The 13981-nt window shown below is 63.0% G+C and carries 15 protein-coding genes; 5 read left to right on the forward strand and 10 right to left on the reverse strand.

Features of this window, described 5'->3' with window-relative positions:
* The first annotated feature begins 98 nt into the window (after window positions 1-98).
* A complete protein-coding gene (locus NKI46_RS28260; protein WP_023668211.1) occupies window positions 99-728 on the forward strand; it encodes a TetR family transcriptional regulator C-terminal domain-containing protein in 630 nt (209 codons plus the stop codon).
* A 9-nt stretch (window positions 729-737) separates the two neighbouring features.
* Here the strand turns inward: NKI46_RS28260 and NKI46_RS28265 are convergent, their stop codons facing one another.
* Window positions 738-1610 carry a helix-turn-helix transcriptional regulator gene (locus tag NKI46_RS28265; RefSeq protein ID WP_352749086.1) on the reverse strand — a complete coding sequence of 291 codons (873 nt, stop codon included), beginning with the start codon at window positions 1608-1610 and terminating at the stop codon, window positions 738-740.
* A gap of 99 nt (window positions 1611-1709) precedes the next feature.
* On the opposite strand from NKI46_RS28265, the gene NKI46_RS28270 reads away from it, so the two are divergent.
* A complete protein-coding gene (locus NKI46_RS28270) occupies window positions 1710-2549 on the forward strand; it encodes an SDR family oxidoreductase (protein ID WP_352749089.1) in 840 nt (279 codons plus the stop codon).
* On the forward strand, window positions 2546-3268 hold the full coding sequence (locus NKI46_RS28275; protein WP_023668208.1) for an SDR family oxidoreductase: 723 nt from the start codon (window positions 2546-2548) through the stop codon (window positions 3266-3268). The genes NKI46_RS28270 and NKI46_RS28275 overlap by 4 nt, the downstream gene beginning before the upstream one ends.
* 2 nt (window positions 3269-3270) lie before the next feature.
* Here the strand turns inward: NKI46_RS28275 and NKI46_RS28280 are convergent, their stop codons facing one another.
* From NKI46_RS28280 to NKI46_RS28310, 7 genes are all read right to left on the reverse strand, one after another.
* Complete coding sequence (locus tag NKI46_RS28280) at window positions 3271-3648, reverse strand: DoxX family protein (protein WP_023668207.1); 378 nt, start codon at window positions 3646-3648, stop codon at window positions 3271-3273.
* A 76-nt stretch (window positions 3649-3724) separates the two neighbouring features.
* A complete protein-coding gene (locus NKI46_RS28285) occupies window positions 3725-4183 on the reverse strand; it encodes a carboxymuconolactone decarboxylase family protein (protein ID WP_023668206.1) in 459 nt (152 codons plus the stop codon).
* A gap of 31 nt (window positions 4184-4214) precedes the next feature.
* Window positions 4215-4733: an RrF2 family transcriptional regulator gene (locus tag NKI46_RS28290; protein WP_023668205.1), complete on the reverse strand. Its 519-nt coding sequence runs from the start codon at window positions 4731-4733 to the stop codon at window positions 4215-4217.
* A 109-nt stretch (window positions 4734-4842) separates the two neighbouring features.
* Complete coding sequence (preA, locus tag NKI46_RS28295; protein WP_352749091.1) at window positions 4843-6156, reverse strand: NAD-dependent dihydropyrimidine dehydrogenase subunit PreA; 1314 nt, start codon at window positions 6154-6156, stop codon at window positions 4843-4845.
* A 12-nt stretch (window positions 6157-6168) separates the two neighbouring features.
* The gene (locus NKI46_RS28300) at window positions 6169-7011 is read right to left on the reverse strand and encodes a class I SAM-dependent methyltransferase (RefSeq protein ID WP_023690824.1); all 843 of its coding nucleotides are present in this window, start codon (window positions 7009-7011) and stop codon (window positions 6169-6171) included.
* Between the two features lie 5 nt (window positions 7012-7016).
* Complete coding sequence (locus NKI46_RS28305; RefSeq protein WP_352749093.1) at window positions 7017-8372, reverse strand: NAD(P)-dependent oxidoreductase; 1356 nt, start codon at window positions 8370-8372, stop codon at window positions 7017-7019.
* Window positions 8373-8500: 128 nt separating this feature from the next.
* The gene (locus NKI46_RS28310; RefSeq protein WP_352749096.1) at window positions 8501-9217 is read right to left on the reverse strand and encodes a gamma-glutamylcyclotransferase; all 717 of its coding nucleotides are present in this window, start codon (window positions 9215-9217) and stop codon (window positions 8501-8503) included.
* A 195-nt stretch (window positions 9218-9412) separates the two neighbouring features.
* Here NKI46_RS28310 and NKI46_RS28315 point away from each other — a divergent pair, with 195 nt between their 5' ends.
* Window positions 9413-10189 (forward strand): VOC family protein, encoded by a 777-nt coding sequence (locus NKI46_RS28315; RefSeq protein ID WP_352749098.1) that lies wholly within the window; start codon window positions 9413-9415, stop codon window positions 10187-10189.
* Window positions 10190-10264: 75 nt separating this feature from the next.
* Here the strand turns inward: NKI46_RS28315 and NKI46_RS28320 are convergent, their stop codons facing one another.
* Window positions 10265-10753 (reverse strand): hypothetical protein, encoded by a 489-nt coding sequence (locus NKI46_RS28320; RefSeq protein WP_352749101.1) that lies wholly within the window; start codon window positions 10751-10753, stop codon window positions 10265-10267.
* A gap of 208 nt (window positions 10754-10961) precedes the next feature.
* On the opposite strand from NKI46_RS28320, the gene NKI46_RS28325 reads away from it, so the two are divergent.
* Window positions 10962-11354 (forward strand): DoxX family protein, encoded by a 393-nt coding sequence (locus NKI46_RS28325; RefSeq protein ID WP_352749104.1) that lies wholly within the window; start codon window positions 10962-10964, stop codon window positions 11352-11354.
* Between the two features lie 113 nt (window positions 11355-11467).
* Here the strand turns inward: NKI46_RS28325 and NKI46_RS28330 are convergent, their stop codons facing one another.
* A complete protein-coding gene (locus NKI46_RS28330) occupies window positions 11468-13909 on the reverse strand; it encodes a GcvT family protein (RefSeq protein WP_352749107.1) in 2442 nt (813 codons plus the stop codon).
* Window positions 13910-13981 lie beyond the last annotated feature (72 nt).

Consider the following 13981-nt stretch of genomic DNA (forward strand, 5'->3'; position numbering starts at 1 on the left):
CGGCCTGCGAAGTGCGCTCCACGGGTAAGAGAAAAACTGGTCCAGAGAATTGGTCCAGATGACCCGCTCGGCCAAGGCTTGCAGGGGTGAGCGGCGCCATGGAAGGCTCAGCCCCTCGCCGCACCCGCATCCAGCAGGAAAAGCGCGAACTGATCCTGGAGGCAGCCCTCGAAGTCTTCTCCGCCAACGGCTTTCGCGGTTCGACCATCGACCAGATCGCCGAGGCCGCCGGGATGTCGAAGCCGAACCTGCTCTACTATTTCCGCCGCAAGGAAGACATCCACGAAACGCTGATGGAGCGGCTGCTGGCGACGTGGCTGGCGCCGCTACGTGAACTCGACGACATCGGCGACCCACTGACCGAGCTCAGGAGCTACATCCGGCGCAAGCTCGAAATGGCGCGTGATTTTCCCAGGGAGAGCCGGCTGTTCGCCAACGAGATCCTGCAAGGCGCGCCGCGCATCATGCCGCTGCTGGCGGGTGAGCTGAAAACGCTGGTCGACGAGAAGGCCAACGTCATCAAGGGCTGGATGCGCGCAGGAAAAATCGCCCGCACCGATCCCTGGCACCTGATCTTTTCGATCTGGGCGACGACGCAGCACTATGCCGATTTCGATGTCCAGGTCCGCGCGGTGCTTGGGCCCGATCGCGGCGGCGACGGCCGCTTCGAGGATGCGGCGCGGTTTCTGGAGCAGTTGTTCATTGATGGGCTGAAGCCGAAGGGCTGACCTTGGGCGTCAGGCGCTGCGGCGCTCCGCCGGCATCGCCTCAAGCAAATTCTGCAGCTTCTCGATCGAATCCTGTTCGGCCAGCGGCGTGTAGACGATCAGCTTCATGTCCGAGCCGTCGTCGATCGACAGGCTCATATGCTCGAACGTCATGGCGCCGGCGCTCGGATGTCGGACATGTTTCACCCCCGACAATCGGCGTGCCACGTCGCGTTGCGGCCACCAGTCGCGAAACTCCGGACTTGAGCGCGTCATAAGCACGATCAGCCGCTCGAAATCCGCATCGCCCACATAGCGGGCGCTTTCCGCCCGGAACGAGGCCAGCACGGTGCGCGCCAATTGCTCCCAGTCAACCAGCAGGCGCCGGTGATGCGGATTGGTGAACACCATGTGGACGATGTTGCGGGCGTCGCCCTCTAGCAGGCCATAATCACCGAACACCGCTACCGCCGCCGGATTCCAGGCCAGCACATCCCAGCGCCGCCCGACGACATAGGCCGGCTGCAGCACCAGGCTCTCCAGCATATGCATTAGCGGGCCATCGACCTTTTCCGGCGCAGCCACGCGGTTCTCCGGTTGCTGGCGGCCTGCCAGGATGAACAGATGCCGCCTTTCAACGGCGTCGAGGCGCAGCGCTTCGCTGAGCGCCGCTAGCACCTCCACCGAGGGTCTGACCTCGCGCCCCTGCTCTAGCCATGTGTACCAGGTGGTGCCGACGCCGGCGATCATCGCCACTTCCTCGCGACGCAAGCCTGGCGTGCGTCTCCGCAGGCCGGTCGCGATGCCGGTGGCGGACGGCGTCAATCTTTCGCGGCGCGAGCGCAGGAAGGCGCCAAGCTCGCGCCGGCGGCTGTCTTCAGCGGAGTGCGTGGGAGCATCCATGAGAGCTATTATAGCAGTATTGATACCAGGATAAAGTTTGAACTGTTTGGGCTGGGTCAGGCGCCCCATCTTCCATCCAGAGAGATGGAGGCTCTGAATATGGATCTGAAAGACAAGACAATCCTCATCACCGGTTCGACCGACGGCGTCGGCCGTGTCGTCGCGCAAAGGCTGGGCGCCGGCGGCGCGCGCGTGCTGGTGCATGGCCGTGACGCGGTTCGCGGCAAGGCAACCGTCGCAGAAATCGAATCCGCCGGCGGCAAAGCCGAGTTCCTCGCCGCCAACCTCGCCTCGCTAGCCGAGGTCCGCCGCCTTGCCGAGGCCGTACGCGCAAAAACCGACCGGCTCGACATCCTCATCAACAATGCCGGCATCGGCACGGCCGGCGCCAAGCGACAGCTCAGCGCCGACGGCTTCGAACTGCGCTTTGCGGTCAACTATCTCGCCGGTTTCCTGCTGACCTCGGAACTGCTGCCGCTGCTCAAGGCGAGTTCGCCGGCGCGCATCATCAACGTCGCTTCGGCCGGCCAGCAGGCGATCGATTTCGGCGATGTCATGCTGACACGTTCCTATGACGGCGTGCGCGCCTATTGCCAGAGCAAGCTGGCGCAGATCCTGTTCACCATCGACCTGGCCGGAGAGTTGAAAGGCAGCGGCGTCACCGTCAACGCTCTGCATCCAGCGAGCTACATGAACACCACCATGGTCCGCCAAGCCGGCGTGACGCCATGGAGCTCGGTCGAGACCGGCGCCGACGCCATTCTCAACCTCGCGACATCGCCCGCCCTGGAGGGCCGCAGTGGCCTCTATTTCGATGGCCTAAAGGAATCCCGCGCCGAAGCACAAGCCTATGACGCCAAGGCCAGACAGCAATTGCGAACCCTGAGCCTCGACTTCGTCGGCCAAGTCTCCGCAAAATCGAAGGAACAGCATTCATGACCGGCAAGATCGAACACACGGTCGTCATCGGCGGCTCATCCGGCATCGGCCTCGCAACGGCGCGAAAACTGCTGGGCCCAGGCATGAAGGTGACCATCACCGGACGAAGCCAGGACAAGCTCACCAGCGCCTGGAAGAGCCTCGGCGGCGCCGCCGAAAAAGCTGCCTTCGATGCTTCGAAGCCGGATGAAGTCCGCCATTTCTTTGGGGAACTCGGACCGTTCGATCACCTCGTGCTGGCTGCCAGCGGCGGCAAGGGACTTGGGCCGTTCGAAACCCTCGATCTCTCAGACATCGCCGGCGGCGTCGACGAGAAAGTCAGGCCGCAGCTGTCCTGCCTGCAGGCTGCCTTGCCGACGCTCAACAGATCGGGATCGGTCACTTTCATCTCGGCGGTGTCGGCACAATTGTCGGCGCCCGGCGTGGCTGGCATTGCCGCCGTCAACGGCATGCTGTTGACGGTGGTGCCGATCCTGGCGGTCGAACTGAAGCCGCTGCGCGTCAATGTCGTGGCGCCCGGCGTCATCGACACGCCGTGGTGGGATTTCCTGGCCGAAGACCAGCGGCAGGCGGTGTTCAGCGAATATGCCGGCAAAACCCCGGTGGGCAGGATCGGCCGCGCCGAAGACGTCGCCGGCGCAATCGCCTTTCTAGTCTCCAACGGCTTCATGACCGGCCAGGTGCTGACCTGCGACGGCGGCCTGCGCTACGCGGCGTGACCTTACAGCGACTGCGCGATCAGCGTGAGAAGGCCTCCGGCCAGTGCGACGTTGCCTACGAAACCGTTGATGCGCGACGCCCGGTCCGGGCCCTGATGGTCCCAGAAATTGTGGAACATCGGCGTGGCGACGATGAGAAACAGCAGCAGCACGGCGCAGGCGGTCGCAGTCCACAGGCCGGCCATCAACAGCGCGCCGGCAATGGTCTGCAGGACGATGCCGGCCCACAACGCCAATCTCGCCTGCGGCACGCCGCGCGCGGTCATCAGCCCGGTCAGGAAGGTCTCGTTCTGAACATTGCGCAGGCCGGCGCAAACGAAGGCGCCGCCGAGCAACAGGCGGCCGAGAAACAAAAAGGTCGAAGGCAAATCGACAGGCATGAAATCTTCCCCGTACTTAAGCATGAAACAGGTGGAGCGCCGCCCTTTCCACGGCGCTCCATGACTAACCGGACGGTCAGGCTGCTTTGGCAGCCGGCATCGGGTGAATGGCGTGGAACGGGATGCAGAGCCGGTTCCAGGTGTTGATCATGCCGATCGCGACCGACAGCTTGACCAGTTCCTCTTCCGAGAAGTGCTCTAGCGTGCGGGCATAGAGTTCGTCCGAAACGCCATTGTTGGCGATCAGGGTCGTTGCCTCGGTCCAAGCAAGCGCCGCGCGTTCGCGCTCGGAAAACAGCGGCGATTCCTTCCAGGCCGAAACCAGATAGAGCCGTGTCTCGGTTTCGCCATCGCGCCTCGCCTCGCGGCTATGCATCTCGACGCAGTAGGAGCAGCCATTGATCTGCGAGGCGCGGAGCTTGATCAAATGCAGCAGGCTCACTTCAAGCCCGCATTCGTCGACCGCCTTGTTGAGCGCTGACACCGCCTTCATGATCTCAGGCGCCTTGGCGAAGAATTGCAGTCTCTGTTTCATCGTCTTTCCTTTCACATCTGTTTGCGGGGGATTAAATCTGTTTGGTCGAAGCGGGTTTCTGCGGCCGCTGATGGCGCGCCACAAAGGCACAGCTGGCGGCAAACGATCGCGGATCGCCTTCGGCCTTGTAGTCAGCCACGATGTCGGACAACCGGGTTTCCGCGAGAGCGGCACGATAGGCACGCTCGGCTTTCAGCATCGCGGCATTGATGCCGCACGGCTTCACATAGGCCGAAGCATCGATCTTGACCGGGCCGCGCTGGCGGATCTCGCCGCAGCGGAAGGCCGGCTCGCGACCCTCGACCGCAAGCACGATATCGAGCAGCGTGATGCGCTCGGCCGGACGCGCCAGCCGGTAGCCGCCCGCCGGTCCCGGCACCGATTCCAGGATGCGCGCAGCAGTCAGCTGGTTCAGATGTTTCAGCAGATAGCTCGGCGACAGGCCGAAGGACTCTGCCAAAGCAGCACCCGGTATCGTGCTGTTGCCCTCCACGCTGGCCAGTGTGGCCGCGCAATGGATGGCCGCTTCTACACCCTCGCCCAGTTTCACGATGTTGCGCTCCTATTCATGGATATCTTTTATCCTAGATAGATTTTATCTGCAATAGTAAAATGAAAAACGGCGCTCGAAAGCGCCGCTTTTTTCTTCGACCCGTTCCCTACTCTGCGGCCACCTTGGCCATCGGGTTGTTCGGGTGCGTCGTCCAGTTGGCATAGACCGGCGACACCGGCTTGCCGGTGCGCTGGTCCATGACGCCGGCGGCCAGCGGCTCCATGGTGATGCAGTTCTCGACCGGGCAGACATTGACGCACAGATTGCAGCCGACGCATTCGGCCTCGATCACCTCGAAATGCCTGACGCCGTCGACCATGTTGGTGATTGCCTGGTGCGAAGTGTCCTCGCAGGCGATGTGGCAGCGGCCGCATTTGATGCAGGCGTCCTGGTCGATATGCGCCTTGGCGATGTAATTGAGGTTGAGATACTGCCAGTCGGTGACGTTGGGCGTGGCGCGGCCGACAATGTCGTTGAGCGAGGCGTGGCCTTTCTCGTCCATCCAGTTTTCGAGACCGGCGATCATCTCCTGCACGATCTTGAAGCCGTAAGTCATCGCCGCCGTGCACACCTGCACATTGCCGGCGCCGAGCGCCATGAATTCAGCCGCATCGCGCCAGGTGGTGATGCCGCCAATGCCGGAGATCGGCAGGCCGCGCGTTTCCGGATCGCGGGCGATCTCGGCCACCATGTTCATGGCGATCGGCTTCACCGCCGGGCCGCAATAGCCGCCATGCGAGCCCTTGCCGTCGATGGTCGGCTGCGGCGCGAAACTGTCGAGGTCGACGCCGGTGATCGAGTTGATGGTGTTGATCAGCGACACCGCGTCGGTGCCGCCGGCGTGGGCGGCGCGCGCCGGCTTGCGCACATCGGTGATGTTGGGCGTCAGCTTGGTGATGACAGGCATGCGGGTGTTGGCTTTGCACCAGCGCACCACCATTTCGATATACTCCGGCACCTGGCCGACAGCCGCGCCCATGCCACGTTCCGACATGCCGTGCGGGCAGCCGAAATTGAGCTCGATGCCGTCGGCTTCGGTCTCCTCGACCACCGGCAGGATCGCCTTCCAGCTTTCCTCGACGCATGGCACCATCAGCGAGACGACGATGGCGCGGTCGGGCCAGTCCTTCTTGACCTGCTTGATCTCGCGCAGATTGACCTGCAAATCGCGGTCGGTGATCAGCTCGATATTGTTGAGGCCGAGCAGGCGCCGGTCGGCCCCCCAAATCGCGCCATAACGCGGGCCGTTGACGTTGACCACCGGCGGACCTTCTTCGCCCAGCGTCTTCCACACGACGCCGCCCCAGCCCGCCTTGAAGGCGCGGATGACGTTATAGGCCTTGTCGGTCGGCGGCGCCGAAGCCAGCCAGAACGGATTGGGCGATTTGATGCCGACGAAATTGTTGCGGATGTCTGCCATGACAGGTCCCTTTCAACCGAGACGAAGGAGCATTTCCACGGGTGCGAGAATGCCGCCTTTAAGCGCGGGGGTGAGATTGGCGATCTTGGTGCCGGCGTTCTCGCCCATGATAAGATTAACGCCAGGCGGCGGCTTTTTTCCTTCCGCCTGCGCCGCAGCCATGCGCGCCCGTATCGTGTCGAAAAATTCGATGGCGAAGGCGCCACGAGGGCGCTCGGCGGTTACAGAGAACCCCGCGGCGGCGGCAGCCGAACGATAGTCGTCGGGCGTGGCAACGAAGGACATGCTCTCGTCGGATGCCCATGGCAGCGGATAGGTCAGCGCACCTGCCTTGAGCCGCATCACATCGTAGACGGCAAAGACGCCGCCCGGCTTGAGCACACGCGCCGCCTCGCTCATCAGCTTTTTCTTGTCGGGAAGATTCATGCCGACATGCAGGATCATGGCCGTATCAAAGCTTTTGTTGCTGAACGGCATGTCCAGCGCGCTGCCCTGCACGAACCGGACTTTGTCGGCCATTCCCACCCGCTTCGACAGGCTGGTCGCGATGTCGACATAGCTTTGCGTCAGATCAATGCCGGTGACATCGGCGCCGGCATTGTTGGCGGCGAAGCGGGCTGGACCACCCACGCCGGAACCAATGTCGAGCAGCCTGGCCCCCGGCTTCAAACCCATCTGGCCGATGAGTTCCCTGGTGGCGGCGATACCGCCAATGTGGAACTCGTCGACCGCTTCGAGATCGCCAGCGCGTAGATGGGCAATTTCCACGCCGGTATCGGCGAGCACGGCAAGAATGTGCTGCTCAAGATCCGAGACGTCGTAGTGACGCGCGATGCCTGATTCCACTGAGGCCATGATCTCTATCCCTGTGCCAGACTCCGGTTGATGCTCTCCGCCGCATCGCGGCCTTGCGCGACGGCCGATACCGTCAAATCGTCGCCGCCAAAAATGCAGTCGCCGCCGGCCCAGACATTGGCGAGCGAGGTGCGCCCTTCTGCGTCGACCTTGATGCGGCCGGCTTCGAGTTCGATCGCAGCACCGCTGCCGTTAAGTGCCGCCGGCACAAAGCTCTGGCCGATCGCCTTGAACACCTGGTCGGCGGCCAGCGTCAGCCGCTCGCCGGTGCCGACAAGCGTGTCGCCGTTCATCGCTGTGTATTCGAGCTCGATGCCCGACACTTTGCCACCTTCGACAATGACCCGCTTCGGCTGCAGCCAGTGGCGGATGGTGACGCCGTTGGCGGCTGCCAGATCCTGCTCGAACTCGGAAGCGTTCATGTGTTCCTGGCCGCGCCGGTAGCAGATCGTCACCTCCTCGGCGCCGAGCAGCTTCGACTGCACGGCGGCGTCGATCGCCGTCATGCCGCCGCCGATGACGACGACGCGCCGGCCGATTGGCAGGCTCGAGAGATCGCTGGCCTGGCGCAGTTCGGCGATGAATTCGACTGCATTGACGACGCCACCGGCCTCCTCGCCATCGGCGCGCAGCGCATTGACGCCGCCAAGCCCCATGCCGAGGAAGACGGCATCATAATTGAGGATCAGGTCCGACAGCTGGTAGTCGCGACCGAGCGCCTTGCCGTTATGGATATCGATGCCGCCGACCCCAGTGACATAGTCGACCTCGGCCTGGGCGAAATTGTCGACGCTCTTGTAGGCGGCGATGCCATATTCATTGAGGCCGCCGGCCTTCGGGCGGGCTTCCAGAATGGTGACGTCATGGCCGTGGCGAGCGAGCCGGTGGGCGGCGGCAAGACCGGCCGGTCCGGCGCCCACGACGGCGACCGACTTGCCGGTCGATTCAGCGCGCGGATAAAACTGCTTGTGCTCGGCCATTGCGACGTCGGTGGCGTAGCGCTGCAGGCGGCCGATCTGCACCGGCTTGCCTTCCGCCACCTCGCGCACGCAGACCTCTTCGCAAAGCGTCTCGGTCGGGCAGACGCGGGCGCACATGCCACCCAATATGTTCTGGTCGAAAATCGTCTTGGCCGAACCGATCGGGTTGCCGGTCGATATCTGGCGGATGAACAGCGGAATGTCGATCGAGGTCGGGCACGCGTTCATGCACGGCGCATCGTAGCAGAAATAGCAGCGGTCGGATTCGACCAGCGCTTCGTGGTGATCGAGCGGCGGATGCAGGTCGGAAAAATTCTCGGCGTACTGGTCGGCGGCAAGCCGGCCGCCGGCAATGCCGTCCTTGAACTGGCCTTCTGGCATCGTCAGTTCCCCATGTTTTCGTTTTGGGGAAGGCTAGCACGTTTTATTTTTTTATCAATTGGTCAATTTTCGCCGCAAACCACTGAAAAGCCTAGCTGATAATATGATCGGACCACTCATGTTATGGCCTATGTCACGGGCGAAAAGCCAGTGCTCGTAGCGCCGCCATGGATCGACCTGATCTCGTTGGCAACCAGTTGCTGCAGCCGCCACAGATTGCGGTCGCGGATGCCGAATTCCTCAAGGTGGCTGACGGTGTTGTAGAGATATTCCGCGCCTGAGCCGACATGGCCGCAGGCTCTGGCAAGCACCCTCGCCACCCGATCCAGCGGCTGCCCGAGCGAGGTTCCCCTGCCCGTCACCCCGACCCAGAAGCCGAGCGCCCGTATCCGGCCCTGCTCCGTGCGCACGGGAACCCACCGGACCGAGCTGACACTCTCATGATCGTCGATCTCGCGCCGCAACAATCTTTCGATCTGCTGCGGCTTGTCGCCGTCGGGCAGGCGGTAGATGACGCCGTCGCATCGGCCGCCGCGTTCGAGCGCCATCATCAGCCCCGGCTGCGCGACGCTGCCGCGCCAGCGCACCATGTCGAGGCAGAACGAGCGATGCCAGCCAAACGCAGTGGCGCGCTGGCGTTCGACGGATTCGAAAGCCGGCTTCCAGATCAGCGAGCCATAGGCGAACACCCACAGAGGCCCCTCGTCTGCTTCATCAGACAGCCGCAAGGCCAAGGTCCGGTAATCCTCATCGTTCAGTTGCGTCCAACTGCAGTCGGGTCCGGGATCGACCTCTTCGCGATGACACAGTGACACAAGCTCAGGCGTGAGCGACATAAGGCGCATGAAACGACAACCCCTCGTTTGCCCCAAGGAAAGTCGAAAACCGCCGCATGTGCAAGCCGCCGGTGGGGCGAAGTGCGGAACGATGTGTCAACGCAGCCGTTGAACTTTCTCCGCTTCGCTGTCGGATTCGCGTCGCTGAAAACGTCCTTTGATGGATCGGACGACGATCTATGCATGAAGGTGAGGAGACCGAAAATGCCGAAATCCCCAATGCCCTTCTTCTGGTACGAGTTGATGACCAGCGACCTCGATGCGGCGCAAGCATTTTACACCACCGTGGTCGGCTGGCGGGCCGAGCCCTTCGACAAGGCGCCCAGCATGCCGCGCTATATCGTGGTGAACTCCGCCGAGCGTGGCGTCGGCGGGCTGATGACCCTGCCCGAGGAAGCAGCCAGGACGGGTCTGAAGCCGGCCTGGTTCGGCTATATCCACACCAGCGATACCGTTGCCTCGACCGAGGCACTGAAAGCGGCCGGCGGGGCTGTTCACCGCGAACCCGACGACATTCCCGGCGTCGGCCGCTTCTCCGTCGTCGCCGACCCGCAAGGCGCCGCCTTCATGTTCCTGCAGCCCAATGGCCCCGACCAGCCCGTCCTTCCGGCAACGACGCCGGGCCATGTCGGCTGGCACGAGCTTTATGCGGCCGACCGCCAGAAGGCCTTCGATTTCTACTCCAGCCAGTTCGGCTGGACCGATGCCGGTAGCATGGACGTCGGCGAGATGGGCATCTATCAGACCTTCTCGGCCGGCCCTGAATCCGGCGGCGGCATCATGAACAAGCCACAACAGCTGCCGGTGCCGGTGTGGCTGTTCTACTTCAATGTCGATGCCATCGACGCAGCCGCCAAACGCGTCACCGACAATGGCGGCAAGATCGTCATGGGTCCGATGCCGGTGCCGACCGGCCAATGGATTGCCCAGTTCACCGATCCGCAAGGCGCTTATTTCGCGCTGATCGCGCCGGGCCGCTGATCCCCTCCGGTACTCGCCTGCACGGAACTGCTCTCATCGCGCCGCTGGTGCGATGAGAGGCGCGTCCGGGCGCGGTCACTCCGGCGCCAGCACCGCAACTTTGAGGTTCTCTTTCCTGGCGCCGCTGAGCTGGATCGTGGCTGCGCCAGGCGTCAGCTTGAAGCGCAGGCTCTTGCGGACGCCGAGGCAGGTCTTCACGCCGCTGAAACCGGCTGATTTCACGGCCTGGCCATCCTGAATGACGTCGACCCAGGCCTCATCGGACAGGCTGATCTGGAGCTCTCCTTCCGTTGGCACGGCCACGTTTGCCGTCGCGCCGAACGTGCCGGCTGCCGGCGCGCGTTGCGGTGAGACCGTGAAGCTGACCGCATCGACCGGCTCCAGCGCCATATCCGCGGCTTCGCCAAAAGCAAGAGAGGCACCTGACTGCGCGGCGGGCGCAGCCGGAAACAGTTCCTGCTCGCGTGTCACCGGCCATTTGAAGCCATCGCAGCCAGCATCAGCGGCCATGGCGAAACTGGTGCTTGCGAGGATTGCGAACAGGCTGATGGCGACTTTTTTCATGGCGAAGGAACCCGTCTGGTTTCGAGTGTCTACTCGCAGATATACAACCTTAACGAGATATATGCAACCATAACGAGAGCAAATTTCGAAGTCAGACTGGAAATAATTGCAATCACCGATTGTTGATGACAGGCCATGGGAAGTGAATGGTCCAGCGCCGGGTGATGATTTATGGCCGGGCCACATGGTTGGAAAAAATGGAGTTTAGATGAAGCTTTTTGACGGTCTCGCCAGATTTCAGCCGCAGGCACTCGGCGTCCTGCGCATCATCACAGCCCTGCAGTTCCTCGAGCATGGCTCGCAGAAACTGTTCAATTTTCCGGTCAGCGCCGAGCCTCACGCTCTTAGCGGCCTGACGGCGACGGCAGGCATCCTGGAATTCGCCGGTGGCATCCTGCTGGCGCTCGGTCTGTTCACCCGCCCGGTCGCGTTCCTGCTGGCCGGCGAGATGGCCATCGCCTATTTCATGGCGCACTACCCGCGCGACTTCTTCCCGGTCAACAACAGCGGCGATGCCGCGATCTCCTTCTGCTTCATCTTCCTCTATCTGGTGTTTGCCGGCGCCGGCGCCTTCGCGCTCGACAACCGCCGCAGCACCTGACGCGCCTGATGCATGTCGCCCAAAAGTGCGCAGCGGTTTTGGGATAACGACTTGCACAAAAAACGACTTGCACAAAACAAGAATCTGAAGCGCCTCGGCGAAGCCGAAGCGCCTCAGGCGCGCATTCGCTCGAAGTTCGCGTCAAAGAGCGGCGCTGCCTGAACGCGCGCCGCGTGGCGCTTGCCCAAAAGTTCGATCTCGAAGCCGTCGCTCTCATCGGCGATCTCCTTCGGCACATAGCCGAGGGCGACGGACTTCTTCTGATGATGGGCATAACCGCCTGACGTCACCCAGCCGCGCACCGCGCCATCGTACCAGATCGGCTCGTCGCCGATGACATCGGCATCGTCAGCATCGAGGATAAATGTGCGCAGCCTGAGCTTGCCGCCCTGCTTGCGCTCGGCAAGAGCGCCGGTTTTACCGATGAAATCGGCATCCTTGCCATAGGCGACGAAACGGTCGAGCCCGGCCTCCAGCGGCCCGTAGATCGGCCGGTATTCGCGCGCCCATGAGCCGTAGTTTTTCTCCAGCCGCAGCGCATTGAGCGCGCGCGAGCCGAACAGGCCGAGGCCGAATTCCTCGCCTGCCGCCATCAACGCCTGGAAGGCAGCGCGCTGATATTCCGGCCCCACCCAGATCTCGTAGCCGAGATCGCCGGTGTAGCTGACGCGGCCGACCAGGCACGGCGCCGTGCCGATGTCCATTTTCGCGACCGCCATGAACGGGAATGCGATGTTGGCGACATCCGCGCGGCTGGCCTTTGCCAGCACCTCCCTCGCCTTGGGTCCGGCGATCGCCAGACCGGTCAGTTTCTGCCCCAGCGCCTCTATGCGCACTGAGCTATCCGCAGGTAAATGCGCCTCGAACCAGCGCATATGATACTGCTCGGCGATACCGGAGCCGGCGATGAACCACTCGGTCCCGTTGGAATTGGGGGCACCGATATTGGCCAGCGTGAAATCGCCGATGAGCTTGCCGTCGTCCTTCAGCATCGGCGCCAACGTCATGCGGCCTGGCTTGGGCAACTTGCAGGCAAAGATCCGGTCGAGCCAAGCGGCCGCCCCTTCTCCCGTCACCTTGTATTTGGCGAAGTTCGAAATCTCCGCCAGGCCGACGCTTTCACGAACCGCCGCGACCTCATTGGCGACATGGGAAAAATCGCTGGAACGCCGCCACGAGAATTCGTCCCTGACACCCTCGGGCGCATACCACAGCGGCACTTCCAGCCCATAGGACACACCCCATTGCGCGCCTTTGGCCGACAGCAAATCGTAGATCGACGTCGTCTTGAGCTGCCGCCCGGCGGGCAGTTCCTCATTGGGGAAGCGGATCGAGAAGCGGCGCGAATAATTCTCGCGCACCTTGGCGTTGGTGTAGGCCATCGTCGCCCAGTCGCCGTAGCGCGCGACATCCATGGCCCAGATGTCGGCGCCTGGATCGCCCTCGATCATCCAGTTGGACAGCGCCAGGCCGACGCCGCCGCCTTGTGAAAAGCCCGCCATGACGCCGCAGGCGACCCAGAAGCCGGGAAGGCCACGCACCGGCCCGACCAGCGGATTGCCGTCCGGCGCGAAGGTGAAGGGCCCGTTGATGATCTGCTTGATGCCGGTCCTCTCGAAGGCCGGGAAATGCCTGAAGCCCACTTCGAGCGACGGCGCGATGCGGTCGATGTCCGGCTCCAGCAATTCATGACCGAAATTCCACGGCGTCTGGAATTCGGACCAGACCTTGTTGGCCTTCTCGTACGTGCCCATCAGCATGCCGCCGCGCTCCTGGCGCAGGTACAGCTCACCATCGAAATCGACGGCATGGATGATCTCGGTCCCGGTCTTGGCGTTCCACGCCGCCACCTCGGGCATATCCTCGGTGATCAGGTACATGTGCTCCATTGCCAGCACCGGCAGCTCCAGCCCGACCATGCGGCCGACCTCGCGCGCCCATAACCCGCCGGCATTGACGACATGCTCGGCCACCACTTCGCCCTTGTTGGTGATGACGCGCCACATGCCGTCGGGCCGGCGCACAATGTCCTCGACCTTGGTGAAGCGCTCGACCTCGGCGCCCAGTTTCCGCGCGGCCTTGGCATAGGCATGCGTAACGCCAGAGGGATCGAGATGGCCGTCCTCCTTGTTGCGGACGGCGCCGACGAATTGTTTCGGGTCGAGCAGCGGCATCAGCTCGGCCGCTTCATTGGCCGATATCTCCTCGAGGTCGATGCCGAGGTAACGCCCCTTGGCGACGACGCCGCGCAGCCAGTCGAGCCGCGCCTCGGTTGCCGCCAGAAGCACGCCGCCGGTCAGATGTACGCCGGTCGCCTGTCCCGACAGCTCCTCGATCTCCTTGTAGAGCGAGATCGTGTATTTCTGCAGCTTGGCGACGTTGGGGTCGCCATTGATCGTGTGCATGCCGCCGGCCGCATGCCAGGTCGAGCCGGAGGTCAGCTCGTCGCGCTCCAAAAGCACGACATCGGTCCAGCCATGACGCGCCAGATGGAACAGCACGGAGCACCCGACGACGCCACCGCCAATGACCACGACCTTTGCATGCGATTTCATGAGTTTTGCTCTGTTATCAATGAGTTGAGGAGATAAGGTGAATCAGAAAGGCAGCGCCGCGCGCCGACGCTG

Origin of the sequence: Mesorhizobium sp. M0615 (assembly GCF_040320805.1) — a bacterium.
Classification (GTDB): Bacteria; Pseudomonadota; Alphaproteobacteria; order Rhizobiales; family Rhizobiaceae; genus Mesorhizobium.